Origin of the sequence: Streptomyces xylophagus (genome assembly GCF_000716435.1) — a bacterium.
GTDB classification, from domain to species: domain Bacteria; phylum Actinomycetota; class Actinomycetes; order Streptomycetales; family Streptomycetaceae; genus Streptomyces; species Streptomyces xylophagus.
The window spans coordinates 198600-223960 of the sequence record NZ_JNWO01000005.1; the positions used below are offsets into that span (position 1 = coordinate 198600).

Here is a 25361-nt window from a genome sequence, read left to right on the forward strand (position 1 = left end):
TTGTCATGAACTCGACGAATGGGGGCGGGATGGTGGACACCACGGACGGCGCGGGCCACGTTCTCGTCCGGCTGACAACGTACGTGCCGGTTGAGCTTCGTGACCGCATCGACGCTGAAGCGGAGCGGGAGAACCGCACGCGGGCAAGCCTCGCTCGCCGCCTGCTTGCCGAGTGGGCGAGCGAGAGTCCCAGCGGCCGGGGGCGCAACTCGTGAGCAGCGACGTCATCCAGACACACCGTGAGTGCGGGTTGCAGGTCTACCGGTACCCCGTGCACGCGGCGCGCTCCACGGTCACCTGGCGGTACGTCAACCTGGACGCGGTGGCGCTGCCGGAGCCGGTGGGAGACGCGGACCTCACCGCCGACGACGAGGCGGTCATCGGCAACACCGGGACGGGGATCTACACCACGCACCAGTGCCCGGCCCGCGTCGTGCCCTGCCGGTGGTGCGGTGACCCGATCATCAAGGTGACCCGCCGCTACGACGGCTCAGCCTGGCGCTTCACGCTCGTCGACGCCACTCCTGACCCCAACGGGACGGTCGCCCTCGACGAGAACGGCCACGCCACCACGGATCTGGCCGCATACCCCGACGGCGAGCGGTACCGCGTTCGCCGCGACCGCCCCGCGCAGCAACGGCCAGCCAATCCGCCCAACCGGAGGCCCCGATGACGCCAACGCCGCCCGCCCTGCCGCTCATCACAGCCCTGCCGTTCCCGGTCACCGCGTACCCGCGCCGCGCCGAGGGTCTCGACCACGTCCGTCGCCAGGTGCTCGCGGGCTCCACCAGCCTCAGCGTGGCGACGCGCCCCGACGAGGCCGCGGCGATGAGCCTGCTCCTGGCGGCGGCTGGCCTCGGTGACCGGGACGCGTGGGAGACCCTGGCCACGCTCGGTGCCCTGCCGCGTACCTGGCGGGAGCTGCGGGCACGAGTGCCTGTCTCGCCGTCCCGAAAGGACAGTCCGGTAAATACCCCTGGACCTGCTGACTCGCAGCCCGAGCGGGTCACTCGACCCCGTTCTCGGGTCAGTGCGGGCCAGTGGCCCGCGGGGGTCGTCGCGTGACCCCCGCCGCGCCCCGGGTCGAGATCTACGCCCTGCTCGATGCCGACGGCACGGTTCGGTACGTGGGGCGGTCCGTGAACGCGAGGGCACGGGCGAGCAGCCACCGTCGGGACGTCGTTCGCTACCCAGACGACGACCGCCCGGTGGCGACTTGGCTGCGTTCCCTCGACGCGCCGCCCCGGGTTGAGGTCCTGGCGCGCGTGGTCGCGTCCCAAGCCGCGGCGGCTGAGGTGGCGTGGATCCGCCGTCTTCGGCGCGACACCGCCGCGCGGCTGCTCAACCTCCGGCCGTATGAGCCCCTGGCCGGGCTCCCCGGCGTAGACCCGACGGTTCTGAAGCGAGTGCGGTGGTCGGTCGCCCGGACGGTGAGCGCCGAGCGCCGAGCCAGGGTCAGTGTCGCTCTTCAGGGGCACGCCGTCTCCCCGGCCACCCGTCAGCGGATCGCCCTGGCCCATGCTGGCCGGCCAAAGTCCCCTGAGCACCGGGCGGCGATCACGGTGGGGGTCCGTCGCGCTCTCGCTCGCCGCCGTGCCGAGCCGTCGTCTCGCGGTATCTGACACCTGGTTGCCTGCCGTGGTGGGCGCGTCGAGCAGCGAGCGCCGTCACCGTGGAGGCAACGGATTCACGTGCTTGTGCCAGCCACCTACGTTGCTTGATTCGGGGCGATCTTGAGCGAGTGGTAATTGCTCGCCTGCGCTTGGGCGTTGGCGTACCGTCCTGCGCATGGACGACGCTCTTTCCGTGGAGAACCTTCTCGCCGGGGCGAGGCGGTTCGCTCACCTGGCCATGGCCGCTCACGACCGGTCCGACCACGAACTGTTTGCGCTGCACGGCGGCGTGGCGGTTGAACGGCTCGCCAAGGCTGCGCTGGCGGCCAAGTCTCCCGCCCTTCTCCTGGAGATGAGGGGAAAGGTGGACGCGCTGTTCCACCTCACCGGCGTCAAACCGAGCGTGAGCCGAGTGCACACGGTCGGGGCTGGCGAGGCTATCGCGCGCCTGCGGAAACTGGATGTTTTGCCTGGCGACAGCGGGCTCGATGACCTTATCGAGCTGCGGAATGGTGTCGCCCATGCCACGCAAGGCGACGAGGGCCGGGAACTTTTGCCCACCCTTGTTAGGACGGTTGAGCTTCTTCTGGCGGACCTGGGAGTGGATACCACCTCGTTCTGGGATCGCTGGGTGGAGACTGTGAGACTGGCTCTCGACGAGGCGCGTACCGAACTGGAGAGGGACGTGCGGCTGCGTATCCAGAAGGCGCGAAACGTCTTTGAAGAGCGCTTCATGGGGTTGCCGGATGACGCCAGGGAGAGATTCCAGAAGTCACAGGGCAACGTCTTCAACATGGTGATCATGGCGGAGGAAAATCTTGTTCTCGCCGGGACAGGAGCGCGGTGCCCGGCGTGCGACAGCCAGGCGGAAGTGACGATGCAGGGCCTGGACTCTGAGCCCGGCTACAAGGCGCTTACGGCCAACGGGTTGAGATGTTCCATGTGTCACCTGGTAATTAGTGGTGCAGCGGAGTTTGAGGCGGCGGGCCTGGACCTAGGGAGTCTCAACGAGGCCACGACGTCGGAGCTCCTTAGGCTGATCAGGCCGCGAGACGACCAGACGTCTAAAGACGTTCGCCTCGGAGTGACACGCAGCGGGTAAGCCTTCGCTTACCGGGCTTCCACCGTCTAGGTAGATCACCTCGTCAGCTGTCTCCGTTGTTCCAGTCGTCACCAAGCACCCACCGGAGCGCCGACAGCTCACCGAGGAGGTATGCGACGTTCCACGTCTCTTGCTCATCCTCGGGGATGATGAAGTCGGGGTCGTCGGCGTACTGCTCCTCGGTCTGGCGCATCGCGTCTTTGATCAACTGATCCGTCTTCGGGTCGAGCGGTTCTCGCTGGCCAATCTCGATGAAGTGATAAAGCAGCTGCTTGCGCGAGTACCAGAGCTTGTTGGTGCGGTACTCCTCAGCGGCGACGATCTCCGCCTCTGTGCGGGACCGGGCGTCGACGTACCTGGCCACAAACTCGGGAACGCCGTCCAGCAGCTTGCCGAGTTGCGGCCGTTCCCAGTACTTCACACGGAACGGCGGGCGGTTGTTGAGCTCGTACGCCTTTAGGTACTCCTTGCACGGGTTAGAGAGGAAGCTGCTGGCGATGATCAGCGCCACGTCCGCTCGTTCCGCGCTGGCCCACGTGAGGAGTCCGGTGATCTTGTCGGGCGGGACGCCTTTTGTGTACTTCTTGCAGTCGACGAACCAGCGCTGCATGTGAACCGCGCCGTCGAGCTCCTCGACCTGGCGCTCGGCGACGATGTCCCGGCCGTTGTCCGACGGGCTCGCGTTCAAGCCCGTGCCCTTGCGCCAGTCGACGTTTACGAACCCGAGCTCCTTCATCAGCTCGAAGCAGAACTCCTCGAACTGCGTGTCGGTCAGGTCGTCGTATGGCATCGCCGCGTCAGTCACCACGTCGTCAGGGTAGCGATCGTCACTGACACCGCGGTCTTCTCAGGCCAACGGCCGTCGAATCCACGAGCGGACGCACGACGCGAGTCGTCGTTGGGTCGATGACGTTTTACGTGGGTTTTCCGCTTCCCGGTTGAGTGCGCTTGTTGGACCGCAATGTGACTCATCCGTAAGTGACTGGTGATCCTCGACCATGTCGCCAGTCGCCACGCAAGTAGGTTCAGTGGAACTCTCGATCATGACGAAATATGGTCGGGACATGACAAATCTGATGACGAGGGAACAGGCAGCGGGTGCCCTGCACCTGTCGCTTTCGACCGTCAATCGGATGTGCAAGGACGGTCAGTTGGTGGTCGTCCGCCCCCGCGGTGCGGGACGCGGCCGACCACTTCGCATCACGGCAGAGAGCGTTCAGAGGGCACTGACGCCCGTCATCACGAAGGCCGAAGGGTCGAACCCGGTGGGGGAGACCGCATGAGCCGCCTCAAGTGCCCACGCGGTTGCGGTGGCACCCGCAGTAGCAAGACCAGTCGATCCCGTCAGTGCCCGAGCTGCGGCGCGAAGCGGACCCCGGTTGTCAAGAAGTCTCTCCCCATCGCTACGGATTCCTGGACCTGGGCGGCGGTGCCAACCAGGGCTGAGCGGCCGGTGGCCGTTACATGGAGCGTCTCGCGATGAACCCGACAGTCAATCCTCAGCATGATCACGCCGTTTGGCGGCGAGAGGGGATCAAGTGCGAAGCAAGAACACCGGCATCGTGGCCAAGCGTCAGCGAGCCGTCACGAAGGCGGTCAAGACCGCCATGCGCCACTGCGTGAACGGCTGCGGAAAGGGCAAGCCCGGCGCCAACTTCTGCGTGGAGTGCGGCACCGCGCTTCCGATTGCCGCGGGCGTCGTGGCGAAGAGCGTTCCCCTTCCCGCACCCGCCCCGGTTACCGATCCGCTGTGGTTCGGCCACAGCGCAGACAGCGACCCCGACCCTGCCGTCCGCGAGGCGGCCTGGCAGCGGCAGTTCAACGGCCTCGTTGCCAAGTCCCAGGCAACCACCGTCGACAACTTGTCTCTTCTCGGGGACCCCAACAGCGCCGACCCCGCTGAGCGTGAGCGCGCGTGGCAGCAGGCGTACGACCACGCAACGAAGGGATGGGACCGGCCATGATCGGACTGGTCACCCAGCACGCCAGGAACATGGTCGCCGCGGCCGAGGCCTTGAAGGGCCAGCGCTACCGCGAGGTTGAGGACGCCGACGGCGGCACGCGTCTCGTCCCGGCCCGTCTCGGAACCGCGCCCCTGCTCACCGCCAGCGACTCAGACGACGACGTTGAGTCCGTCGAGACGGACGAGACGGAGGCGGACGACAAGAGTGAGAACGGCGCCTTCAAGGGCCTCTTTCCGTCGCAAACCCCGCACGCCAACCCGGTCGTTCAGGGAAACGGCGCGATCACGCAGGCGCTGGCTGGTCACGTCTACGCCGCGCAGCGCAACGCCCAGATGCCTCAGTACTTGGCGAGCCTCTCGGCGACCGGGACACCCGCCCCCGCTGGCCCCACGTTCGCGCCGGGCACCGCGACCGTCCAGCAGCAGAACCAACGCGCGCCGACCGGCACCTTCCCGCAGACTCACGCCGCGGGGCAGGTTCCATTCCACGCCGCGCCGATCAACACCGGAGGCCAGCGATGAGCGATGAGACGATCATCAGGCAGGTGATGGACGCGTTCGTCAGCGATATGGCAGGCGGCGTTGACGACGTGGTCAAGCCGCTTCTCGCGCAGCTCATGAGCAACCCGGAGGTCACCGACGCCGTTGGTCCGTCGGCGATTCGCCGGAACGCGCTTCAGCTTCAGCTCGCGGCTGGTGAGCTCCTGGACCAAGCGGATCAGCTGGAGTTCGAGGCTCAGCTGCGGGCGGCGGCGAGGGCGACCGACGGGCCGGGGGATGAGGCCCGCGAGGAGGAAGCACGGCTCATTGAGGCCATCGAGGCGGCGGTTCAGGCTGAGCGTCAGGCCGAGGACCGGGCGCGGGAGGCCGACGAGAACCACCGCCAGGCCGCCGAGACGGAGCGGGACGGTCAGCGTGGCCGGCTCAGCGCCACCGAGGAGACCGACCTTCTCCAGCGGGCTCGTGCCGCCGCGGACATCGCCGCCCGACGCCGGGCCCACGCGGAGGGCGCCAGGGCACACCGCGAGTCCCTGGAGCGCCAGCTCGTGGCCGCTCGTCAGCTTGTGAGGGAGCGGACGAGCGCGGAGGAGACGGCCTACGCCCTGGCGAAGAACCCGCCGAAGGCACCCACCTCCGCCTACACCGGGTTGATCGACGGCTTCCGTCGCCTGATGTGGGGCCAGGGTATGGACAAGGAGGCGCTGGCGATCACCGCGGGTCTCGTTCAGGACGCGGCCCAGCGAACGGGGCTCACCCAGCGCGTTCGCGCTCAGGCCGTCGAGCAGCACGACAAGGCACGCGCCAACGCCGCCTTCGAGCGGAACATGCCCGCCAAGGGCCACCCGCACCGGCCGAACCCTGCCGGTCAGACCTGGCACGTTGCCCAGGTGCCGTCGCGGTAACCGCAACACCCGCGGGCGGAGCCATCATTGCGCCCCGCCCGCGAGGCGTGGATGACGACCACGCGCCGCCGTTCCCGTCCAGATCCTCTCGTCTCCGGGAGTTGGGGCGGGAACGGCCTCTCAGTTCAACCGGCCGCCCTCCCCAGGAGACCACCGATGACCACTCCCCTTTCCACGCACCGAGACCGGTTGGCCGGCCACCTGGTCCAGGTCGACAACTGGGCCCTGGGTGCCGAGTTCGACGTTCGGGAGTTCGAGAGGCAGATCGAGGAGGCTGAGCGGAACCTCGCCAACGCCGCCCGGCAGTTCTCGATGGCCGACGTGAGCGCGCGTGCCGTCCTCGGCGGCGGCCCCGACTCCGTGACGTTCAGCAGCGACGTCGACCGCCAGGTCGCCGCCCTCCTGGCCGCGATCGAGATGCGCGCGAACCGGACCAACTTGCAGGCCGCGCGGGAGACCCTCTCCATGCTCAAGGCGAAGCAGGCGAACGCCAAGACCACCCTGCTCCAGGCGCAGGCGCTCCGGAAGCGCCTCCAACTGGCGGCGGAGGCAGATGAGTTGCCGCGCGTCACGGACGAGCTCGAAGCGCTGCTGGAGGACTGAGATGGTGTTCAACCCCCGCCAGCAGGCGGCGCGGAACGGGTTTCCGGGCAACCGCGATGCGGTCAACCACGCCAACGAACTGAACCAGCCTTTGAGCACCCCCTACACCCAGGTCGTCTATCCGGGGTCGCAGATCCTCACGCCGAACGGCGCCACGTTCAGCTGGACGGACAGCGCGGCCCCTAACGACCTCGACCAGCCCTTCGTGCTGTCGGGCACGGCGGTCGGACGGGTCACCGTCCCGGTCCTGGTCCAGGGGGCTGGCTCAGACCTCACGGTCAGCCTGTGCCCCGACGCCGCGGGTGCCCCCGACCTGTCCGCCCCGCTGGCCCAGACCGTCATGCCTGCCAGCACGCTGGCCAACCTCACCTCGTCCCTCGGTTTGTCCGCTGGCGGCCCGCTCGTCACCGTGGACAACGGGACCTTGCTGTACACCGCGACCGGCACGGGAACGTGGGCGAGCCCGGCGGGCAGCCCGAACGGTGCCCCGGTTGCCAGCGGCATCCTGACCAGCGGCCAGTACTTCGTTCTCATCGGCGGCTACGACACGACGGCGAGCGCGGCCACGGCGGGTGTCACGAGCACTCAGTTCCTGGGCGATGGGCTCCTCGGTGCCCCGACTCCTCAGCCTTCATTGCCCCTCGCGTGCTTTCGCGCGGCTTGCGCGGTCACCTCGTCCAGCATCGTTGTCGCCGGTGGGCAGACCGCCGTGGCGTCGGGCCTTCTCAGCAACTCCTGGGCGGCGAGCTGGGACCCGAACACCGGGACCGTTGGCAGCTGGAGCGCTCAGACGGCGCTGCCGGTGGCCCTCAGCCACTCAGGCGCGGCTACCTGGCCCATCGGTGACGACGTCGACGTGGTGTACGTCATCGGTGGCAGCACCGACGGTTTCTCCTCGGGAGCCGTGAGCACCGTCTACTACAACACGGTCAACAACGGGCAGCTCGGCTCAACGTGGCTGACCGGTCCGGACCTGCCGCAAGCCGAGCACTTCATGTTCTCTGCCGTCATCAACGGCTGGCTGGTCGTCACCGGTGGCGTCCTGAGCAACAGCACCATGACGGGCAACACGTACTACGCCAGGGTTAAAGCCGACGGATCGATCGACGGCTGGAACGCCGGACCAAGCCTGCCAACCCCAGTGTGGACCGGCGTGGGGGCGAACTGGGCTCTCTCGACCACCGACGACGCCCTATTCATCGTTGGTGGCACCACCAACGCGGCCAGCACGACGTTCTCGGGGAACATACAGGTCTTGCCGGTGACCGCTGACGACGGCCCCGGACAGTGGTTCCTCACCAATGAGGCCACCCTGAGCGAAGAGATCTACCGTGCCAGCCTGTTCACGGAGGATGACGAGACCTGCAACCTGGTGCGCATCCTCAACGACGGCACGTACGTCTACTACACCTTCGTACCCGTCCCGCTCGTGTCGGTGCCGCTGCCCGCGACCGGCCTCACCAACGGGGCGACCTATCACGTAGTGCTGCACCCGTCCCCAAGCCAGGTGCCCTTGGTCGACTACCTCCAGTTCGGCGCGGGCGTCGGTGGTCTCACAAGCAACTTCGAGTACCGGGCGGTGGGCTCCAGCGGCGCCTGGTCCGCCGACGCGTCTCGGTCGGTCCTGATCTCGGTGTACGACAACACCCCGAACGGGGGCCAGCCGCTTCACCTGTGGCAGGACCCGGACAGCTCCAACCTCGCGGCGGCCAGCTCCACGTTCGTCAACGACTGGCACGGCCGACTGGTTGGCTACTGCGAGGGGATCCTCTCGCCCAACGACCCGCTGAACTCGAACCCGACGTTCGTCACCAGCACCTCACCGTGGGTGGCGACGAACTGCACGCTCACCCAGTCGAACGCGCAGGTTCACGGCGGCCTCACCGAGTCGGGCCTCCTCACGCCGAACGGCACCTCAGCCACGGTGTACGCCTCGTCGGAGCTCATCCGCGTGACGCCCGGTCAGTGGTACGAGGCTCAGGGCTGGCTCTACTCGCCCCCCGGCTGGTCGAACGTGTCGCTGAGCGTGAACTGGTTCGACTCCGGCCAGGCCTACCTCACGACGTCCAGCCATACGGTCTCCCTGGTGGCGGCCACGTGGACCCAGCAGGTCAGCAACTTTCGGGCGCCGAACGGAGCCGCGTACGCGACGCTGGTGCCAACCGAGGGCGGAACGCCGAGCGCCGCGAGGTCGCTGTTCCTGTCGAACCTCACACTCACCGACGCCGACCCGAGTGTGCTCGCCAGCGTCGCGCAGATGACCTACCCGGACAGCGAGCCGTGGGCGCCGACGGGCCTTACGCAACTGAACTGACGGCCCGCCAAGTCCCCCTCAGGCCCGCTTTCGGCGGGCCTGAGGGTTTCCCAGGGTGAGGCCGGCCGCAGCCGCTCGCGGGCACTCAGTCCCAGCGACAGGCCAAAGACGGGCCGGAGTCGTGCCTCCCCGGCCAGCGCGCTCCGGCGCGAAAGAAGTCAGGGGAACTTGGGGTCGGGGAAACCCCAGTCCATCGCCATGGTCACCAGCGCCTCTCGCACAGCTTCGTCCCAGTGCGGCGGGTCCACCAGGCTGCGCAACACCGTCTCGCCACCCTGCCTGATGAACCGTCCGCCGACCCTCTCACCCAGCGAGCCCAGCGACACGAGCTCTTCCAGGTTGACGGGAGTCCCGTCACCGTAGTCGTCGACCGTGTCCCGCGCCGCGACGTGGATCTCCGTCAGTGGGGCTGGCATCGCCTTGACGCCGACCGTTGCCCCAGCGACGTGGGGCAGGAGCGCGTTTGCCACCATCGGCACGCTGTCGTAGAAGACTTGGAGGAAGAGGTCCAGGCCCAGCGGGACACCGTCGGGGAGCCAGAACGCCGTGTCGAACAGGACCTCAAGCTCTGAGGCCGGCTCGCCGCCGCCCAGAGTGACCGTGCAGGTCATCTCCGCGCCCGGTCGTGAGGGAGCGGACCCGTCCGTGCCAGTGGTGGACATCCGGAGCCGCAGCCGTCGGCTCGTGGCGTCTACGAGCTGCCACGGTGTCAACGCGACCCGCCTACCGCCCACGAGAGCGAGCCCCAACTGACTCAGCAACGGGAGTGCGCGCGTGCGCTGCAAGACCTCGATGACCGTCCCTGCCAGCCCGCTCGGGAAGCGCGTCCGCTCCTCTCCCTCCCACAGGCGCATGACGCTCGCGGCTCGCAGGACGACGTCCGGGTCGTTTCCCTGGCCGAAGAACGGGGACTCGCGAACGTTGAGACTCCGGGTGACCGCCGACGGCCGGGGCTCAGGCTGTGAGTTCGGGTCGTCCAGCAGCATCCGCATCATCTGCCGGTTCGCCTTCTCGTTGCGGGCGTCCAGCCGCACGAAGATGGAGCCGTTGAGGACGATCGGCCGCGGGACGGTTGCCCGGTCGATGCGGACCACCAGGACGACCTTGTCGCCCTGGTCGTTGCAGGGCACCTCAATCACCTCGGGTGACCACGGCGGGTCGAAGCCCGTGCCCATCTGGTTGACCAGCTTTTCCTTATCGCCGAGGGGCACTCCCGTGATCTCGGAGGGTACGCCCTTGTCCCCCTCAGCGACCCCGACGAAGAGGAGGCCGCCGTAGGTGTTCGCGAGCGCGGCTACCGCCTCAATCGGCTTGTCACCGGCGCGCTTGTACTCGACCGTGAGGCCCTCCCGGATCTTCAGGTTGATGAAGTCCTGGACCAAGGCCAGCGTGACCTCGGTGGAAGGCACGTGAAACAGCGGATGCATCCATAGAGCATCGCAGTCTCAGATGCCTCAAGACACCCGGTTTAACCGGTAACAGGCACGAAGGCATGCAGCGAAGGGCTGTCGGCTCGCCTGGCCCTACATCCGACGCTTGGCCGGCCTAACCCCCGAGCAGCCCGCGAGCGGGGTTGAGTGACCGCGAGAGGTTGCGGTCGGCCGCGCCTGAGTTTCCCGTTCCGGAGGCTCTCGGGGTGCCTCACGTGGGGGCGAGGCGGACCCGCCGTAACGGGAATCCCGGCTCGCCGCTCACGTGGCAGACGACTCGTCAGGTCACGTTGGGCGATTACGCAGAGTCAGTATTCGATTAGTCGCATGAACGACCAACCAGTTGGTGAGACGGCCAAGCCGAACTCAAGTGCCACGCGCGCCACCTCAGTCGCCACCTCATGGCGAGACCCCGCGGTGCGTCAGCGTCGCCTGGAGGGAATGCGGGAACGCCGCCAGCTCATCCAGGGGGGCAAGGCCCGGTGCTTCGTCTGTGGGCGTGGACCGGAGAATGACGACGCAGCCTGACGAGCGGTTGAGCTTGCCAGGGGCGAAACAGGGAGGGGAACTGCATCTCATGAACACCTGGACCAGGATGACCAGACGGGGCAAGGCCGCAGCCGCAAGCGCCGTCGCGGGAGTGGCGCTGCTCGGTTTCGGCGCCTACGTCGAGTTGTCCACCCCGAAGCCGCCGTCATGTGCCAAGCCCGAAAATCAGAATGGCATGGGAACCACGGCACTGAGTGACTGCCTGACCCAGGTCGGCAACTGGTGCCAGAAGAACTACCCCGATGACTCACTCTGCCAGAACAGGGTGTACGGGTACGCGCCCGGCAAGCCGGGCGACAGCGACTGAGACGAATACAGGCGCAACCGAGGCGCACCTAGAGAACGGCCTCCGCGAAGTTGGAAGACGTGGAGGCCGGCTCACGCAAACTGCGGCGCCATCCGAACATCCTCGATTTGCTATGACCATGTCAAGTGAGAGCATGCTGGCACCGCCTGGCAAGGGGACGGCACCGGGAGCACTGGTCCTCTCAGATGCCGCGAGGTTGGCTCTCGTTGAGGCAGACCCGCTGGCCCGCCCCGGGGACACCGTGGCTGCCCGTGCCACGCGCCTCGGCCCGCAGCTCGGGCTGAGGGACCGCGCTGCCAGGGGGCAGATCAGCGTCATCACCCGTGAGCTGCGGGCCGCCGCGTAGGTAGCGTTGCTGAACCGTTCGTCTGTGAGGTTTCCGGACCGCTCCGTTGCATACGGGGTGTGAGCCACAATGCCGCTGTCATCGCAAAGAGCGGGCGCCCCGAGGAGCAGTCATGGCAAGAGACCGCAGCGGCCGGAAAGACAGAATCGCCTACAACCAGCAGGTGGCTGGTGCGGATACCACCCCCATCGTTGGCACTGCAATCTTCTTCGGGGCCTTCGCGTGGGGACTGGCCGACGTGACGCACGGCTACTCATGGGTGGCGTTTGTCGCGCTGCTTGTGATCGGGTGGGTGCGGGACACCCGAGTGCACAACCGCGTGGTGTTTGTGTGGAACCGTCGCGTAGCGGCGGACAGCGCCGTCGGCATCAGTGGCGCCCCGACCCCCGCGTACTGCCGGGAAGGCAAGTTCAGTGACGGGACGGTCCTCGGCCTGGCGGTGCCCATATACACGGGCGGCTTTCATTTCTTCCCGGAGAGCGGCGGGTCTCATCAGTTCCCGCCGGTGGAGATCGTCAAGGTTAACCGGAGCCTGCCGTACAACAGAATCGAGATCATCACGACTAGCACGGTGTGGCCAACGATCGTGATATTCCCGCAGAACTGGAACATCAAGGCGTGGGAGCTTCTCAAGGGCCGGAAAACCTACCAGGCAGACCAGTAGGAACCGCCACGAGAGCCGCTTCCAAGGGGCCCGGACACGGAACTGGCCGGCCTCCCCGCTGGGAGCCCGGCCAGTCGTCATCTCCGCCGCTATGCCCCCGGCCCCACCAGGCACCGGTACGTCTCGGCCGTGCCCGCGTCGACGAGCGTGCCCTCAACGGCTTTGAGGGCCGTGAGCGGCACGGGCACGTTCATGTCCGTCACGTAGATGGTCTTGCCGCCGCTCGTGTCGGCGTACCAGGTCTTGTCGTAGGCCTTGCCCGTCGTGGTGGTCGCCGTCAGCTCCACCGTCCCGGCCCGGGAGGCGAACACCGCCCAGCCCGCCGTGCCGTGGGCCCCCGCCCGGTAGCGGAGGACGCAGTTGGAGGACCCGTCGCCCTGGTGGTCGAGGCGCGGCAGGTCACTCGGCTGCGCGCTGGGTGTCGCCTTGGCCGCCGCCGCGCGGGTGGCGGACGGCGACGGGGACGCGTGCCGCGTCTCGTGACGGGCGGCGCTGACCTTGCCGTCGCCGCCGTCAGGCTTGGCCACCTGGGAGTAGATGGCGCTGCCCACGCAAAAGGCCACCACGCCCGCGATGGTGGCCGTCTTCCGGTTGAGTCTCACGCTTTTCCGTTCTTCTCGCGTTGGGCTGGAGCGTGCCACAGCCGCCGCCAGGTCTGGTAGAGGTGCTGAGCGTGCGGGCAGGTGCCGTCCGCCCAGCCGTCCGCGTTCACGGCCTTGCAGGCTCGACACCCGGAGGCGTGGGTGACCAGGTGGCGGTAGGCGGCCTGCGCGGGCGTCTCGCCGGGGAGGTCCTCGGTGGGGACGTCGTTGCCGTCCTCGTCGTGGACGAGAACGCGCTGCTGGTACGGCGGACCCGACGGGCGGTCACGCCACTGCCGCTCAACCCGCGTTCCCACGGCTCTCACCCCCGCCGAGGTTCTCGTAGTGGTCGCAGAGGGCGAGGACGGAGCGGGCGAGGCGCCGCGCCGACGCCACGCGGACGGCGAGGGTGCCCCCGTCGCCGAGGCGGAGCCGCATCCGGGCCTCGCCGCAGCAGGCGAGGGCGCAGGCGCGCGGCACGTCGTCCTCGGGGAGGGCCCAGGCGAGGGTCTCGACGTCCGGCACGGCGACGACGATGTGGCCGCGGAGCCGCGCGGTGAGCGTGCTCAGTTCGTCGGCGGCGGGCGGCTCGGCGTCCTCGGTGAGCAGGCGGCGCGCGCCGTCGCGCATGACCTGGACGTCGAGCGGCCGGCGGTCCGGCTCTTCAGCGGTGGGTGGGCGGGCGGTACGTTGCCCCATGTTGGCGCTCCTTTGCAGCGTCGGCCACGCCCCCGGAGGTCTAGTCCACCTCGCGGGGGTCTCTCCTTAGAACTGCCGAGGCTAGAACCCGCCCCCTGATCAAAGCCAGGCGTGTGCAGAAGTGTGCAACTCTCCTCACCTGGCGGTAGGTTGACGGGTCGCCAGGGGTTGACCGGGCTCACACCTGGGGGAGACTAGACCGCAAACATCTGCACACCGAGAGAGCGGAGAACGCCGTGACGCTACGGTTCATCGGGATCGACCCGAACACCGGTGACGACGAGAGCCCCACCGTGTGGGTCGACCAGGAGAGGGAGGAGCTCGTCTTCCAGGGCTGGAAGCCGGGCACGGAACTGGAGGCGGAATGCGCCGCGTTCGAGGTGCCCGGCCATGGCAGGGGCATCCCCGAGGGCGAGGCCGTGATCCGCATCCCGGCCAGGATGGTCGGCATGATCAGGGAGGCGTGTGATGTCGTCGAGCGTGCCGCCGTTCGCTGAGCTCCTCGCGGGCTGCGAGCGGTCCGCCGTCCACCTGGAGATGCGCGACGTCTACGCCGTCACCGGCGAGGCCGAGCGGCTCGCGGCCTGGCGCGACGGCCACCGGCTCGACCCGGCTGACCGCGCGTCCTGGTGGCGGCCGTGGCTCAGCCTGGTCGAGGAGACGGTCGCCCGCGGGGTCGAGGTGCGCCGGGCCCGCGTCGTCTCCGAGCCGGTGAGCGAGTACATCCGCTACGAGCACTCGTTCACCTTCACCAACGTGGCCGCCGGGGAGCAGGTGCGCTGGCTGCCCCGCCGCCGGGCCTCGGACCTCGCGCTGCCCGGCAACGACTTCTGGCTCCTCGACGGCCGCCTGATCCGCTGGAACCACTTCACCGGTGACGGCGGCTCAGCGGGCCAGGAGCTGAGCGACGACCCGGCGTCTGCGAAGCTGTGCGCCGAGGCGTTTGAGGCCGTCTGGGGCCGCGCCACGCCACACGACCGGTACGAGATCCGCTAAGAGCAAGGAACGCCAGGCCCGTTGATGTCCGTCTCCCCGTCCTCCTCCGCCCAGGCCGCGCGCGAGGCCGTCGCCCGGAGCCTGCGCGACCTCCGCCGGGAGGCGGGGCTGACGGTCAAGGAGCTGGCGGCGGCGTGCGGCTGGCACCACGCGAAGACGTCCCGGGTGGAGAACGCCCTCACCGCCCCGTCCGCCCGGGACATCCGCGCCTGGTGCGAGGCGACCGGGGCGGCCGGCCAGGCCCAGGACCTCATCGTCCAGTCCCTCAACGCCGAGTCGATGTACCGGGAGTGGCGCCACCAGGTCCGGAACGGCCTCCGGCAGCTCCAGGAGGGCTCGGCGCGGCTGTTCGAGGACACGGAGCTGTTCAGGGTCTACTCCGCCACGCTCGTTCCCGGGCTCCTCCAGACGGAGGGGTACGCCGCGGGGGTCCTGGCCCGCGCCGCCCGGTTCCGGGACGTCCCAGTGGACGACAGCGCGGCGGCGGCGCGGGCCAGGGTGGAGCGCTCCCGCGTGCTGTACGAGCCGGGGCGCCGGTTCGTGCTCGTCATGGAGGAGGGCGTCCTCCGCTGCCGGATGGCGGACGAGGACGCCATGGCGGCCCAGCTCGGCTTCCTGCTCACCGCCGGGGCGCTGCCCGCGGTGTCCCTGGGGATCATCCCGATGACGGCCACGGAGCGCGCCCAGTGGCCGAGGGAGACCTTCCACGTCTACGACGACAAGCTGGTGTCGGTGGAGCTCGTGTCGGCGCGGGTGCGGATCAACCAGCCGTCGGAGATCGCCCTCTACCTCAAGGCCTTCGAGGAGCTCCGGGCCTCGTCCGTGTACGGGGCGGAGGCCCGAGAGCTGGTCCTCCGGGCGATCGAGGCACTGCGGTAGGTGTGGACATGCTTACGTGCGCGGGACTCGCGCTGAGAGAAGAAACGTGTGGACACGCTTAGAAGGAGCTGGCGCGGACGGATTGCAATTTCCGGCAGGTGTCCGACCTCCACGGCGCCCTATACGAAGAGAGTCAGGCCCATCGCCACGCTCTCCGTCGCGTTGCTCGCCCATTCACTCTCTCGCGCACCATCGCCTCGCCTCGCTCGCTTCACCTGACCACGGTCAGCGCGTCAAGCCGTGAGTCTCAGCTCTCGCTCGCCTCGGTCTCGCCTCACTCACGCGTGAGTGTGCGCACGTGTGCAACTAGGTCGTGCCGCGCAACGGGCACCCACTCGGTCGCATGGCTGGCGATGCCCGTGACGCTCGCCTCCTAGCCCAACGAGAAGCGGCGTGACGCGCTGGTCCGCGTCACGCCGCTTCTGGGAACGCCCGCTACTTCTTGGTGCGCTTCACGGCGATCTTGTCCCGCACTCGGTACACCAGCTCGCTCGGGTTGTCGGTGCGGCGACGCTGGAACGTCAGCTTGGTCTCTCGGTCGAAGCAGTAGCGACGAGCCTGCTTGAAGACGCGCTCAAGCGCCTCGGGGCCGCTGAGGGTGACGACCTGCCACGCGTTCTTGTCCGTCTGCCACGCCTCGTACGCGTTCTCCACGAAGGTGGCGACCTCCTGGGGAACGCTGCTCGTGCCCGCCTCGTAGCGCTTGGGGGCGAGAAGGGCGCTGAGGTCGTCCGCGACCGGCGCGGCGGGCGTCTCGGCGACGACGGTGCTCCTTGTGGCCTTGGCGGCCGGGGTCTTGGAGGCTGCGGTCTGAGCCATCGTCTCTTCCTCTTCCTGTTCCGGAGCGGTCACCGTTTGGTGACTGCCTGTAGTTAAATATTACGGTGAGTAGTCGCCGCTGTCCACATCAACTGCCGTTTGGTTTGCGGGAGTTGACGGGAAATTGCAGGTCGGGCGGTGATACCCGCGGTGATACCAGGCGGCCAGGGTCGGCGACCGGTGACGCTGGGTCAGGTGCACCGTCACGTCGGCGAGTTGCCTGGTCGGAGTGGCTCTGGGTGTCCCGGGTGGAATTGGTCTGCCAACCAGAGGCAAAAGTGGACCTTAAACCGGACCGCTGCTCTCCCTAGCGTCGCTGCCATGAACGCCACCACCGTCCGCGGCGCCCCGCTCGCCGCCTTCGCCTGCGTCCTCGTCGGCGCGTCCTTCACCGCCAACAGCGTCCTGGGCCACTACCCGTACGCGGGCGGCCAGTTCCTGCGCTACGGCCTCGCCTGCCTGCTGCTCCTCCCGTTCACCGGCAAAGGCGCGACGGCCCGGCTGCGCGCGCTCACGCCATGCCAATGGGCCCGCCTCGCCCTGCTCGCGGCCGTCGGCATGGTCGGCTTCAACCTGGCCGTCATCGCCGCCGAACGCAGCGCCGAACCGGCCGTCCCGGGCGTCTTCGTGGGCTGCGCACCCGTGGCCGTCGCGGTCATCGTCCCCCTCCTGGAAGGGCGCCGTCCGCGCAGGATCGTGCTCTACGGGGCGTCGCTCGTCGCCGTCGGCGCGTTCACGGTCCAGGGGTGGGGCCGGACGGACGGTGCCGGAATCGCCTTCTCTGGGTGCGCACTTGCGGGTGAGGTGGGCTTCGCGGTGCTCGCGGTTCCCGTACTGCGGCCCCTGGGACCGCGGTTGCTGTCGGCCACCGTGTGCGGTCTCGCCGCGATCGAGGCGGCGACGGCCGGGCTGGTCCTGGACGGGTCCGCCTGGCTGCGGCGGCCCGACGGCACCGAGGCCGCCGCGCTGCTGTGGCAGGCGGCGGTCGTCACGGTCGTCGGGTTCGTGTGCTGGTACATGGGCATGCAGCGGATCGGCGCGGAACGCGCCACGCTCTTCTCCGGCCTCATCCCGGTCGCCGCCGCCGCTACCGCACCGCTCGTCGGAACGGGCTCCTACGGGGCCGCCCAGGCCGCCGGAAGCGCCCTCGTGGGTGCCGGAGTCGCCCTGGGATCGGGCGCGGTGAAGCTGCTGCCGCGCCGGTCAGCGGCTGCCGTCGAGGATGACGCGCGCGACCAGGGCCGGGTCGTCGTTCATCGGGCAGTGCCCGCAGCCGGGCAGCCGCACGAGTCGGGATCGCGGGATCATCTGCTTGGCGCGGACACCCTGGCGGCGCAGCAGCAGCCGGTCCTGGGTGCCCCAGGCCACGGTCACCGGGACACCGGGGATGTCGTCGGTGAACCGGACGGTCGTACCGGCCCGGAGCGTGTCGTCGAACCCGGTGGCGTTGACCAGCGCGAGCGTCTCGGCGACCACGGCCTCGGGTGAACGGCGGCCAGGGCGGGCGTAGATGGTGCTGGTGAGCGCGGTGCGGCCGACCGTCGTGCGCGCCAGCCGCTCGACCATCGGGAGCGGCATGCTGCGGGCGATCCGCCGCATGGTGAGCAGCACACCGAAGGCGTAACGACGCTCGGCCTGGGACCAGAACCCGGCCGGGGACAGGGCGGTGACGGACCGTACGATCTTCTCGCGGCCCAGCTCCAGGGCCATCAGCCCACCGAGCGAGTTGCCCGCCACATGCGGCCGGTCGAGCCCCAGCGCCTCGCAGAAGGCCCTGAACACGGCGGCCGTCGTGGACAGGTCGTACGCCAGCCCCTCGGGCAGCGCGGGAGAGGCGCCGAACCCGGGCAGGTCCACGGCGATCACGTCGCGCTCGGTCGCGAGGACATCCACCACCGGGTCCCAGGCCTGCCGGTGGTGGCCTATGCCGTGCAGCAGGAGCAGCGGTTCGCCGCGGCCCACGCGCGCGTAGGACACGGTCACGGTCCGCGGACCGTGCGGAGAGGGGACCGGGAAGGAGACGGTGGCGGACATGGGGGTGCTCCTCGTCTGGGACGCGCTGACAGACGCCGTACAGGCCGTGTAGACAGCTTGTCAGCAACTGCTACTGACCGGTAGCCCCAAGTGCCAGGGACCTTGAGGCCCTGCGGATTTCTGCTGGACAGAGCGGCTCCCACCGCGTGGGATGAGGTGGTGACCACCGACACCCCTACCGATGTCTTCGAAGAGCACCGCCCCGTCCTCATGGGAGTCGCCTACCGCATGCTCGGGCGCGTGGCCGACGCCGAGGACGTGGTCCAGGAGGCCTGGCTGCGCTGGTCCGGCGCCGACCGCGCCGAGGTCCGCGAACCGCGCGCCTACCTGGTGCGCGTCACCACACGCCTCGCGATCGACCGGCTGCGCCAGGTCAAGGCACGCGGCGAGGCCTACGTGGGCCCATGGCTGCCCGAGCCGTACGTCACCGACTTCGGGGACACCGTCCCGGACACCGCGGAGCGCGCCGTGCTCGCCGACTCCGTCTCCCTCGCGGTACTCGTCGTCCTGGAGTCGCTGTCGCCGCTGGAACGCGCCGTGTTCGTCCTCAGGGAGGCCTTCGGCTATCCGTACGCCGACATCGCGGCCATGCTGGACCGCGGTGAGCCGGCGGTGCGCCAACTCGCCGGACGGGCCCGCAAGCACGTCGACGAACGGCGCCCGCGCTACGAGGTCGACCCGGCCCAACGCCGCGATCTGACCGAGCGGTTCCTCGCCGCGGCGGCCGAGGGCGACCTGGCGGGCCTCATGGCGATGCTCGCCCCGGACGTCCGACTCGTGGGCGACAGCGGCGGCAAGTCCAAGGCGCCGCTGCGGATCCTGGAGAGCGCCGACAATGTGGGCCGCTTCCTGGTCGCCGTCGCCGGGAAGGGCATCCCGGAGATGTCGTTCCGCTTCCTCGAGCTCAACGGCGGACCCGCGGTCCTGATCCTTTCGGGTGACAAGCCCGACAGCGTCTTCCAGGTGGACGTATCCGACGGACGCATCCGTTCTGTCTATATCGTCCGCAACCCTGACAAGCTCCGATCGCTGGCTTCCGCTTAGCCGCGGCCCGGGCGGGGCCCTTGTTTCGCGACGGGGGCTTTGCCGTTACGTCACGAAGAACCCCCAGTACGAACGCCCTGTGAACGCTCTGCGGCAGACGCTCTGTGCATTGCATATGACATAGAGGATTGGTCTTGACCAAGGGTGGGGGCCGTCCTATGGTCGCAGATAAGTGAAACAACCTTTAATAAACAAGGGCGCTAAAACGCGGCCGGACCACGGCGATTGCGGAGGACAGGGTGGGGACCACGCAGTTGGAATCGGTGCCGGAGCCGAAGTACTGGCATCTCAAGACAGTGCTCAGTGAGGCACTGAACTCCGAGTTCTCCGTGGGCGAGATCCTGCCCAACGAGCGAGACCTGGCAGCCCGCTTCGGCGTCGCCCGGGCCACGCTCCGGCAGGCTCTGGAACAACTCGAACTGGAAGGCCGGCTGCAGCGCCGCCGCGGCGTCGGTACGACCGTCGCGCCGCCGCGCGTGGGCGTCGCCGTCGGCACCGAACAGCACGCCTGGCCGGGCGCCGCCGGGGATGCCTGGCAGTCCGTCGACTGCGTCCTGGCGGTTCCGCCCGCGGCCGTCGCCGACGTCCTGGAGACCGGTTCCGAGGAACTGGTGCACACCGTACGGCGCTCCCGGGTGAGCCACGGCCAGCCGGTCGCCGCCGAACTGCTCTACATCCCGGAGTCGTCGGTGCCCGACCTCTCCGCCATAGACACTCCGTCCGCGGCGGCACGCGCGCGTGCGGTACTGCGCGAGTTGCAGCGCCTCGAACTGGAGGGCCAGGACCGCGCCGTCGAACTCGGCTCGGCCCGCGCGGACGACGCCAAGGAGCTGGACCGCCTCCCCGGGGCACCGGTTCTCGTCGTCACCACTCGCTTCTTCGCCGAGGGCCACACCGCCGCGGTCTCCGTGGCGACCTACCGCGCGGACACCTGCCGGCTGACCTTCGCCGACTCCGGCGGCGTAGAAATACACCACGGCCCGGAACGCCAGGCTTCCTGACCGAGATCACAGCGAAACCCGTTGCGCCCCGGACGAAGTCCGGGGCGCAACGGGTTTCCTTCTCAGCGCAGGGCAGGACAGCGCCCCAAAGGGGCGCGGGGAACTGCGCGCCCAGCCACAACGGCGCCGCACCCAACACACGACCTCACGGCCAAGCTAGCGCCGCGTCACCGTGCCCTCGACCGCGAACAGTTGCTCCTCAACATGGTCAAGAGCCAACCGCAGCGCGCCCGTTGCCGCAGCCGCCTCCCCGAGCAACGACAGGGCAACCTTCGGCGGCCGCAGGCAATACCGCGCCAACTCCCGCCGCAGCGGCTCCAGTACACCGTCAAGACCGGCCGCCCACCCACCCACGACGACCAGTTCCGGATCGAGGGCCAGCACCAGCGCCGCCACGTCATGCACAAGGCGTTGGATGAACCGATCAACGGCCGCCCGGGCCCGCTGGTCACCGTCGCGCGCCAGCGCGAAGACCTGCGCCACAGCCTGCTCGTCCAACGGATGCAGTGGCTCGTCCGTGGTGGAAAGCAACGTCTCCGGAGTCACATCCCGCCCCAGCAGATGCAGCGCGCCGATCTCACCGGCCGCCCCGCGATACCCCCGGTGCAACCGCCCGCCGATCAGTGACCCGGCGCCGGGGCTCAACCCGGCCAACACCATCACCATGTCGTCGGACTCGGTGGCCGCACCCTTCCAGTGCTCGGCGACCGCCGCCGCGTTCGCGTCGTTCTCGACCAGCACCGGGCACTTGAAGGACCGGCTCAACCGCTCGCCCAGGTGCAGCCCCGTCCACTGGGGCAGCGCGGTACCCAGCCGTACGGTGCCGTCCGCCTCCACGATGCCCGGCGTGGCGACGCCCACCGCGCGCAGGGAACCGCGGGCGACCCCGGCCCGGCGCAGCAGCTCGGCGACGGCGGTGCGCAGCCGCTCCAGGCGCTCGTCGGCCGAAGCGGTCTCGTCCACGTCCTTGGCGATCGCGCCGAGCACCCGGCCGTCCAGATCGGCGAGGAGCACGGCGACGCGATGTGCGCCGATCTCCAGGCCCAGCAGATGCCCGGCCTCGGCCCGGAACCTGAACCGCCGCGCGGGCCGCCCCTGCCGCCGTACAACGCTCTCGTCGGCCGCCTTCTCGACGACCAGCCCGGCCTCGATCAGTCCCTCGACAACTCCCTCGACGGTCGGCCGGGACAGACCTGTCACCCGGGTGATCTCCGTCAGCGTGGCGCAGTCCGTGGCACGCAACGCGTGCAACACCACCGCGGAGTTGATCCTCCGCAGCAGCGAGGGGTCCCCGCCGGTCAGCCCCGCCAAGGTCTGTCCTCCCAGCTCGTGCGCGTGTTGGGCGGATCGTACTCGGCGCGGCGGACCCCGGCGAGTGCCGGGCGCCCTCGACCCACCCGCCCCACCTGTTCACCCCGGCGCGACGAACCCCGACTCGTACGCCGCGATCACCGCCTGCGTACGGTCCCGCGCCCCCAGCTTCGCCAGTACTGCGCTCACATGCGACTTCACCGTCTCGGTCCCGACGACCAGCCGCGCGGCGATCTCGGCGTTCGACAACCCCCTCGCCATCAGCCGCAGCACCTCGGCCTCACGCTCGGTCAGCTGGGCCCGCTCCATCACCGCGCGGGCCGCCCGGTTCCCGCCGTCGTCGCCGTACTCGGCGGCCAACTGCCGTACGGAGGCCGGGAACAGCAGCGACTCGCCCTCCGCCACCAGCCGCACCGCGTGCACGATCTCGGCCGGCCGGGCCCGCTTCAGCAGGAACCCGTCGGCACCGGCCCGCAGCGCCTCGTACACGTACTCGTCGTTCTCGAAGGTCGTGATGACCAGGATCTTCGGCGGATCGTCGACCGTGCGCAGCACCGCGCGCGTGGCCTCGATGCCGTCCAGGAGCGGCATCCGTACGTCCATGGCGACCACGTCCGGCCGCAACTGCCGCACCAGCGGGATCACCGCCGCCCCGTCGGCGGCCTCCCCGACCACCTCGATGTCCGGCTGCGCCTCCAACACGGCCCGCAGACCCGCGCGTACGAGGGGTTCGTCATCGACCAGGAGAACGGTGACCGGCATCCGGCCAGCCTAGATCAGCGCAGCGGCAGTTCGGCGTGCACCTGCCAGTCGCCCTCGTCCGGCCCGGTGTACGCCCGGCCCCCGAGCAGCGCGGCACGCTCGCGTATGCCCCGCAGACCGCTGCCCCGGCCCGGGCCGGATATCTCGACCGTCAGCGGATTGCGGACCTCAAGATCGAGGGTGCCGTCGGCGACCTGGATACGGACCCGGACAGGGACGGACCCGGCGTGCCGCAGCACATTGGTCAGTGCCTCCTGCAGAATCCGGTAGCCCTCCCGGGAGACCGGCCCCGACACCGTCTCCAACGGCCCGGTCACCTCCGCGTCGACCTTCGCCCCGGAGACCCGCGCCGACTCCAGCAGCCGGTCGGCGTCCACCAGCGTCGGCCGACTGCTCACCGGCCGCTCCGCCTCACGCAGCACGCCCAACACCCGGTCCAGGTCCTCCAGTGCGGCTCGGCCGGTCTCCTCGATGGCACCCAGCGCGCGCTCGGTGAACTCAGAGTCGCCCGCCGTCCGGGCCGCGCCCGCCTGCACCACCGCCACCGTCAGCGCGTGACCGATCGAGTCGTGCAACTCCCGCGCGATGCGGTTGCGTTCCAGCAGTTGCTCGGTGCGCTCCTCCAACGTGGCGAGCTGCTCCGCGCGCGAGGGGCCGAGCAACTTCCGCGCCAGAAGTGTGGCCAACTCGCCGAGGCCGACCACGGCGGCGTACAGGGCGATCAGGGGCAGGGGCACCAGCAAGGCGTACCAGCCGTGCGGCGTCGCCTCCTTGAGAAGCCATACGTCGTCGTCGGGCACGCGCCCGCGTGCTGCCTCGATCAGCTGGAAGGCGATGACCGGCAGCCAGACGCAGGCGAACGTCGTCGCCCAGCCCAGAGCCATCCGGGCCTCCAGCCACAGCACGGTGCGCCCCCGGTCCCGCCAGGTCGCCGACGGCGCCACGGAGATCCCCGAGTCCTCCCTGCCTGGCGTCAGCAGCAACTGCGCCTGCACGCCTTCCCCGATCCGCACGGCCGGGATCAGACCGACGGGGATCAGCACCAGCGCGGGCACATACGGCTTCGACGAGTCGATGAACATCCACACGCTGACGATCAGTATCGGCACCCAAAGGTGCAGCAGACGCGTATACGTCGTCCCCCGGAGCAACGGGCGCAAGAAGCGGGCCATTTGGACATCGTGACAGCCGGCACTGACAATCGGCCTCCCCCGGGCGGGGGAGACGATCTCCACCGGCGGGGGAGGCCCCAACTCCCGTGCACGGCCAGGCTGTTGGTCATGACCAGCATCGACGTACGAGACCTCACCAAGGAGTACGGCACCCGACGAGCCGTGGATCACGTCACCTTCGGCGTCCGCCCCGGCAAGGTCACCGGCTTCCTCGGCCCCAACGGCGCCGGAAAGTCCACCACCATGCGCCTCGTCCTCGGCCTCGACCGGCCCACCTCCGGGACCGCCACCATCGGAGGCCGCCCCTACGCCGCGCTCACCGAGCCGCTGCGCCACGTGGGCGCCCTGCTCGACGCGCAGGCCGCGCACGGCTCCCGCACCGGCCGCGACCACCTGCGCGCCCTGGCGGCGAGCAACCGCATCCCGGCCGCCCGGGTCGACGCGGTGCTGGAAGAGACGGGACTCGCGTCGGTCGCACGGCGCCGGGTGAAGACGTACTCCCTGGGCATGCGCCAGCGGCTGGGCATCGCCGGTGCCCTTCTGGGCGACCCCGAAGTCGTCCTGCTGGATGAGCCGTCGAACGGCCTCGACCCCGAAGGCATCGTCTGGATCCGGGAGTTGCTGCGCCGACTGGCGACGGAGGGCCGCACGGTCCTGGTCTCCAGTCACCTGATGAACGAGACCGCCTCCTTCGCCGACCACCTCGTGGTCCTCGGACGCGGCCGACTCCTCGCCGACACCCCGATGCGCGACTTCATCGACGCGCGCGTGCAACCCCATGTACGCATCCGTACGACGGACCCCGGCGCCCTCAAGAACGCGCTCGCCCGGCACGGCCACGACGCCGTGGAGCACGAGGACGGGCACTGGACAGTGGCCCACGCACGCGTGGACGAGATCGGCACCCTGTTGTCCACGGCCGGCGTCCCGATCCTCGAACTGGCGTCCGCCGAGGGCACGTTGGAAGAGGCCTACCTCGATCTGACGGCCGCCGAGACCGAGTTCACCGCACAGAACCAGGAGGCCTGACCATGGCATTCACGCCCGTCTTCCACTCCGAGTGGATCAAGATCCGTACTCTCCGGTCGGAGATCGCCGCGCTCGCCTCGATCCCCGCGGTGACGGCGCTCTTCTCCGCGCTCGCCTCATCCGACACCGGCGGCGACGACTTCGACCCGCTGTTCGCGGTCTTCTTCGGCGTGACCTTCGGCCAGATCGCGGCGATCGCCTTCGGCACGACCGCCGTGTCCTCCGAGTTCCAGGGCGGAGCGCTACGGCTGTCACTGGCCGCGGTGCCGCACCGGGGCCGCTGGTTCGCGGCCAAGGCGGCGGCGATCGCCGTACCTGTGCTGGCCGTCGGCCTGGTCACCGGCTTGGTGACCTTGATGGTGGGCAAGGCGGTGCTCGGTACCAAGGCCGACGGGCTCGACTGGGCGGAGCAGACGCGCGGTGTGGTCGGCTGTGCCGTCTACCTCACGCTGATGGCACTGTTCGCGGCCGGACTCACGGCGTTGCTGCGCAGCGGAGCGGCGACGCTGGGCATCCTCATCCCGTTCCTGCTGATCGTGTCCTTCGTGATCGGCGACATGTCGAACAACATCGCTGACCTCCTGCCCGACAGGGCCGGCCAGGTGGCGCTCCACGAGACCTGGGACGGCGCGATGGGTCCGTGGACCGGGCTCGCGGTGACGGCATTGTGGACGGCGTTGGCGCTGGCGGCGGGGGCGTGGAGCGTACGGCGCCGGGACGCCTGACAATCGGCAGGGTGC

31 protein-coding genes and 1 pseudogene are annotated in these 25361 nt (G+C 69.4%); 22 read left to right on the plus strand and 10 right to left on the minus strand.

Annotated features, from left to right (window positions below):
* Positions 1-5 precede the first annotated feature (5 nt).
* The 5 genes from OO70_RS12180 (at position 6) to OO70_RS12200 (ending at position 2715) form a co-directional block, all read left to right on the plus strand.
* Positions 6-215 carry a hypothetical protein gene (locus tag OO70_RS12180; RefSeq protein WP_158711451.1) on the plus strand — a complete coding sequence of 70 codons (210 nt, stop codon included), beginning with the start codon at positions 6-8 and terminating at the stop codon, positions 213-215.
* Entirely contained in the window at positions 212-673 is a 462-nt protein-coding gene (locus OO70_RS12185) for a hypothetical protein (RefSeq protein ID WP_043668312.1), read from the plus strand. Before OO70_RS12180 ends, OO70_RS12185 begins: the two co-directional genes overlap by 4 nt.
* Positions 670-1065 (plus strand): hypothetical protein, encoded by a 396-nt coding sequence (locus OO70_RS12190; protein WP_043668315.1) that lies wholly within the window; start codon positions 670-672, stop codon positions 1063-1065. The genes OO70_RS12185 and OO70_RS12190 overlap by 4 nt, the downstream gene beginning before the upstream one ends.
* Positions 1062-1622: a GIY-YIG nuclease family protein gene (locus tag OO70_RS12195; protein WP_158711452.1), complete on the plus strand. Its 561-nt coding sequence runs from the start codon at positions 1062-1064 to the stop codon at positions 1620-1622. The genes OO70_RS12190 and OO70_RS12195 overlap by 4 nt, the downstream gene beginning before the upstream one ends.
* Positions 1623-1788: 166 nt before the next feature.
* Entirely contained in the window at positions 1789-2715 is a 927-nt protein-coding gene (locus OO70_RS12200; protein ID WP_051741129.1) for a hypothetical protein, read from the plus strand.
* 43 nt (positions 2716-2758) lie between these two features.
* Here OO70_RS12200 and OO70_RS12205 read toward each other — a convergent pair whose 3' ends face one another.
* Positions 2759-3523 (minus strand): restriction endonuclease, encoded by a 765-nt coding sequence (locus OO70_RS12205; protein ID WP_234336830.1) that lies wholly within the window; start codon positions 3521-3523, stop codon positions 2759-2761.
* Positions 3524-3743: 220 nt separating this feature from the next.
* On the opposite strand from OO70_RS12205, the gene OO70_RS53710 reads away from it, so the two are divergent.
* The 6 genes from OO70_RS53710 to OO70_RS12230 all read left to right on the plus strand — a co-directional run bounded on the left by OO70_RS53710 (position 3744) and on the right by OO70_RS12230 (position 8998).
* Positions 3744-3998, plus strand: a complete 255-nt coding sequence (locus OO70_RS53710) for a helix-turn-helix domain-containing protein (protein ID WP_158711453.1) — start codon at positions 3744-3746, stop codon at positions 3996-3998.
* A 255-nt stretch (positions 3999-4253) separates the two neighbouring features.
* Positions 4254-4679, plus strand: coding sequence for a hypothetical protein (locus OO70_RS12210; protein ID WP_043668324.1), 426 nt, complete (start codon positions 4254-4256; stop codon positions 4677-4679).
* A complete protein-coding gene (locus OO70_RS12215; protein ID WP_158711454.1) occupies positions 4676-5200 on the plus strand; it encodes a hypothetical protein in 525 nt (174 codons plus the stop codon). The genes OO70_RS12210 and OO70_RS12215 overlap by 4 nt, the downstream gene beginning before the upstream one ends.
* Positions 5197-6081, plus strand: coding sequence for a hypothetical protein (locus tag OO70_RS12220; RefSeq protein ID WP_043668330.1), 885 nt, complete (start codon positions 5197-5199; stop codon positions 6079-6081). The genes OO70_RS12215 and OO70_RS12220 overlap by 4 nt, the downstream gene beginning before the upstream one ends.
* A gap of 156 nt (positions 6082-6237) precedes the next feature.
* Positions 6238-6684 (plus strand): hypothetical protein, encoded by a 447-nt coding sequence (locus OO70_RS12225; protein WP_043668332.1) that lies wholly within the window; start codon positions 6238-6240, stop codon positions 6682-6684.
* A gap of 1 nt (position 6685) precedes the next feature.
* The gene (locus OO70_RS12230) at positions 6686-8998 is read left to right on the plus strand and encodes a Kelch repeat-containing protein (protein WP_043668335.1); all 2313 of its coding nucleotides are present in this window, start codon (positions 6686-6688) and stop codon (positions 8996-8998) included.
* A gap of 158 nt (positions 8999-9156) precedes the next feature.
* Here OO70_RS12230 and OO70_RS12235 read toward each other — a convergent pair whose 3' ends face one another.
* The gene (locus OO70_RS12235) at positions 9157-10407 is read right to left on the minus strand and encodes an AlbA family DNA-binding domain-containing protein (protein WP_158711455.1); all 1251 of its coding nucleotides are present in this window, start codon (positions 10405-10407) and stop codon (positions 9157-9159) included.
* Positions 10408-11005: 598 nt separating this feature from the next.
* Here OO70_RS12235 and OO70_RS12240 point away from each other — a divergent pair.
* From OO70_RS12240 to OO70_RS12250, 3 genes are all read left to right on the plus strand, one after another.
* Positions 11006-11284, plus strand: coding sequence for a hypothetical protein (locus OO70_RS12240; protein ID WP_043668341.1), 279 nt, complete (start codon positions 11006-11008; stop codon positions 11282-11284).
* Positions 11285-11417: 133 nt separating this feature from the next.
* Complete coding sequence (locus OO70_RS12245) at positions 11418-11630, plus strand: hypothetical protein (RefSeq protein WP_158711456.1); 213 nt, start codon at positions 11418-11420, stop codon at positions 11628-11630.
* A 112-nt stretch (positions 11631-11742) separates the two neighbouring features.
* Positions 11743-12294 (plus strand): hypothetical protein, encoded by a 552-nt coding sequence (locus tag OO70_RS12250; RefSeq protein WP_043668347.1) that lies wholly within the window; start codon positions 11743-11745, stop codon positions 12292-12294.
* An 89-nt stretch (positions 12295-12383) separates the two neighbouring features.
* Here OO70_RS12250 and OO70_RS12255 read toward each other — a convergent pair whose 3' ends face one another.
* Genes OO70_RS12255 through OO70_RS12265 form a run of 3 tightly spaced genes read right to left on the minus strand, consistent with a single transcriptional unit; the run spans position 12384 to position 13574 of the window.
* Entirely contained in the window at positions 12384-12896 is a 513-nt protein-coding gene (locus OO70_RS12255; RefSeq protein WP_043668350.1) for a hypothetical protein, read from the minus strand.
* Positions 12893-13192, minus strand: a complete 300-nt coding sequence (locus OO70_RS12260; RefSeq protein ID WP_043668352.1) for a hypothetical protein — start codon at positions 13190-13192, stop codon at positions 12893-12895. The genes OO70_RS12255 and OO70_RS12260 overlap by 4 nt, the downstream gene beginning before the upstream one ends.
* Positions 13176-13574: a DUF6415 family natural product biosynthesis protein gene (locus OO70_RS12265; RefSeq protein WP_043668355.1), complete on the minus strand. Its 399-nt coding sequence runs from the start codon at positions 13572-13574 to the stop codon at positions 13176-13178. The genes OO70_RS12260 and OO70_RS12265 overlap by 17 nt, the downstream gene beginning before the upstream one ends.
* A gap of 236 nt (positions 13575-13810) precedes the next feature.
* On the opposite strand from OO70_RS12265, the gene OO70_RS12270 reads away from it, so the two are divergent.
* From OO70_RS12270 to OO70_RS12280, 3 genes are read left to right on the plus strand one after another with little or no spacing between them, the layout of a single operon-like run.
* Positions 13811-14071 carry a hypothetical protein gene (locus OO70_RS12270; RefSeq protein WP_043668358.1) on the plus strand — a complete coding sequence of 87 codons (261 nt, stop codon included), beginning with the start codon at positions 13811-13813 and terminating at the stop codon, positions 14069-14071.
* Entirely contained in the window at positions 14043-14570 is a 528-nt protein-coding gene (locus OO70_RS12275; protein ID WP_043668361.1) for a DUF6879 family protein, read from the plus strand. The genes OO70_RS12270 and OO70_RS12275 overlap by 29 nt, the downstream gene beginning before the upstream one ends.
* A 24-nt stretch (positions 14571-14594) precedes the next feature.
* The gene (locus OO70_RS12280) at positions 14595-15449 is read left to right on the plus strand and encodes a Scr1 family TA system antitoxin-like transcriptional regulator (RefSeq protein ID WP_043668363.1); all 855 of its coding nucleotides are present in this window, start codon (positions 14595-14597) and stop codon (positions 15447-15449) included.
* A 435-nt stretch (positions 15450-15884) separates the two neighbouring features.
* On the opposite strand, the gene OO70_RS12285 is transcribed toward OO70_RS12280, so the two are convergent.
* Positions 15885-16268: a hypothetical protein gene (locus OO70_RS12285; RefSeq protein WP_043668367.1), complete on the minus strand. Its 384-nt coding sequence runs from the start codon at positions 16266-16268 to the stop codon at positions 15885-15887.
* A 321-nt stretch (positions 16269-16589) separates the two neighbouring features.
* Between OO70_RS12285 and OO70_RS52335 the strand changes: the two are divergent.
* A pseudogene (locus tag OO70_RS52335) lies at positions 16590-17426 on the plus strand (DMT family transporter); the annotation flags it as partial.
* Positions 17427-17471: 45 nt separating this feature from the next.
* On the opposite strand, the gene OO70_RS12300 reads toward OO70_RS52335, so the two are convergent.
* A complete protein-coding gene (locus tag OO70_RS12300; protein WP_043668374.1) occupies positions 17472-18302 on the minus strand; it encodes an alpha/beta fold hydrolase in 831 nt (276 codons plus the stop codon).
* Between the two features lie 159 nt (positions 18303-18461).
* On the opposite strand from OO70_RS12300, the gene OO70_RS12305 reads away from it, so the two are divergent.
* Positions 18462-19346 carry an RNA polymerase sigma-70 factor gene (locus OO70_RS12305; RefSeq protein ID WP_043668377.1) on the plus strand — a complete coding sequence of 295 codons (885 nt, stop codon included), beginning with the start codon at positions 18462-18464 and terminating at the stop codon, positions 19344-19346.
* A 239-nt stretch (positions 19347-19585) separates the two neighbouring features.
* On the plus strand, positions 19586-20347 hold the full coding sequence (locus tag OO70_RS12310; RefSeq protein ID WP_043668380.1) for a GntR family transcriptional regulator: 762 nt from the start codon (positions 19586-19588) through the stop codon (positions 20345-20347).
* A 156-nt stretch (positions 20348-20503) separates the two neighbouring features.
* On the opposite strand, the gene OO70_RS12315 is transcribed toward OO70_RS12310, so the two are convergent.
* The 3 genes from OO70_RS12315 to OO70_RS12325 all read right to left on the minus strand — a co-directional run bounded on the left by OO70_RS12315 (position 20504) and on the right by OO70_RS12325 (position 23592).
* Positions 20504-21658, minus strand: coding sequence for an ROK family transcriptional regulator (locus OO70_RS12315; protein ID WP_019070977.1), 1155 nt, complete (start codon positions 21656-21658; stop codon positions 20504-20506).
* A gap of 99 nt (positions 21659-21757) precedes the next feature.
* A complete protein-coding gene (locus OO70_RS12320; protein ID WP_043668383.1) occupies positions 21758-22420 on the minus strand; it encodes a response regulator transcription factor in 663 nt (220 codons plus the stop codon).
* Positions 22421-22434: 14 nt separating this feature from the next.
* Positions 22435-23592, minus strand: a complete 1158-nt coding sequence (locus OO70_RS12325; RefSeq protein WP_043668386.1) for a sensor histidine kinase — start codon at positions 23590-23592, stop codon at positions 22435-22437.
* Between the two features lie 108 nt (positions 23593-23700).
* Here OO70_RS12325 and OO70_RS12330 point away from each other — a divergent pair, with 108 nt between their 5' ends.
* Positions 23701-24621, plus strand: a complete 921-nt coding sequence (locus tag OO70_RS12330; RefSeq protein WP_043668389.1) for an ABC transporter ATP-binding protein — start codon at positions 23701-23703, stop codon at positions 24619-24621.
* A gap of 2 nt (positions 24622-24623) precedes the next feature.
* Positions 24624-25346 carry an ABC transporter permease subunit gene (locus OO70_RS12335; protein ID WP_043668391.1) on the plus strand — a complete coding sequence of 241 codons (723 nt, stop codon included), beginning with the start codon at positions 24624-24626 and terminating at the stop codon, positions 25344-25346.
* Positions 25347-25361: the final 15 nt, after the last annotated feature.

Excerpts from the sequence above, each read along its gene's own strand:
- OO70_RS12265 (WP_043668355.1), bottom strand. The coding sequence starts at position 13,574 with ATGGGGCAACGTACCGCCCGCCCACCCACCGCTGAAGAGCCGGACCGC.
- OO70_RS12225 (WP_043668332.1), top strand. The coding sequence starts at position 6,238 with ATGACCACTCCCCTTTCCACGCACCGAGACCGGTTGGCCGGCCACCTG.
- OO70_RS12320 (WP_043668383.1), bottom strand. The coding sequence starts at position 22,420 with ATGCCGGTCACCGTTCTCCTGGTCGATGACGAACCCCTCGTACGCGCG.
- OO70_RS12300 (WP_043668374.1), bottom strand. The coding sequence starts at position 18,302 with ATGTCCGCCACCGTCTCCTTCCCGGTCCCCTCTCCGCACGGTCCGCGG.
- OO70_RS12245 (WP_158711456.1), top strand. The coding sequence starts at position 11,418 with ATGCTGGCACCGCCTGGCAAGGGGACGGCACCGGGAGCACTGGTCCTC.
- OO70_RS12230 (WP_043668335.1), top strand. The coding sequence starts at position 6,686 with ATGGTGTTCAACCCCCGCCAGCAGGCGGCGCGGAACGGGTTTCCGGGC.
- OO70_RS12240 (WP_043668341.1), top strand. The coding sequence starts at position 11,006 with ATGAACACCTGGACCAGGATGACCAGACGGGGCAAGGCCGCAGCCGCA.
- OO70_RS12285 (WP_043668367.1), bottom strand. The coding sequence starts at position 16,268 with ATGGCTCAGACCGCAGCCTCCAAGACCCCGGCCGCCAAGGCCACAAGG.
- OO70_RS12215 (WP_158711454.1), top strand. The coding sequence starts at position 4,676 with ATGATCGGACTGGTCACCCAGCACGCCAGGAACATGGTCGCCGCGGCC.
- OO70_RS12335 (WP_043668391.1), top strand. The coding sequence starts at position 24,624 with ATGGCATTCACGCCCGTCTTCCACTCCGAGTGGATCAAGATCCGTACT.
- OO70_RS12275 (WP_043668361.1), top strand. The coding sequence starts at position 14,043 with ATGTCGTCGAGCGTGCCGCCGTTCGCTGAGCTCCTCGCGGGCTGCGAG.
- OO70_RS12325 (WP_043668386.1), bottom strand. The coding sequence starts at position 23,592 with ATGGCCCGCTTCTTGCGCCCGTTGCTCCGGGGGACGACGTATACGCGT.
- OO70_RS12190 (WP_043668315.1), top strand. The coding sequence starts at position 670 with ATGACGCCAACGCCGCCCGCCCTGCCGCTCATCACAGCCCTGCCGTTC.
- OO70_RS12180 (WP_158711451.1), top strand. The coding sequence starts at position 6 with ATGAACTCGACGAATGGGGGCGGGATGGTGGACACCACGGACGGCGCG.
- OO70_RS12330 (WP_043668389.1), top strand. The coding sequence starts at position 23,701 with ATGACCAGCATCGACGTACGAGACCTCACCAAGGAGTACGGCACCCGA.
- OO70_RS12200 (WP_051741129.1), top strand. The coding sequence starts at position 1,789 with ATGGACGACGCTCTTTCCGTGGAGAACCTTCTCGCCGGGGCGAGGCGG.
- OO70_RS12220 (WP_043668330.1), top strand. The coding sequence starts at position 5,197 with ATGAGCGATGAGACGATCATCAGGCAGGTGATGGACGCGTTCGTCAGC.
- OO70_RS12250 (WP_043668347.1), top strand. The coding sequence starts at position 11,743 with ATGGCAAGAGACCGCAGCGGCCGGAAAGACAGAATCGCCTACAACCAG.
- OO70_RS12280 (WP_043668363.1), top strand. The coding sequence starts at position 14,595 with ATGTCCGTCTCCCCGTCCTCCTCCGCCCAGGCCGCGCGCGAGGCCGTC.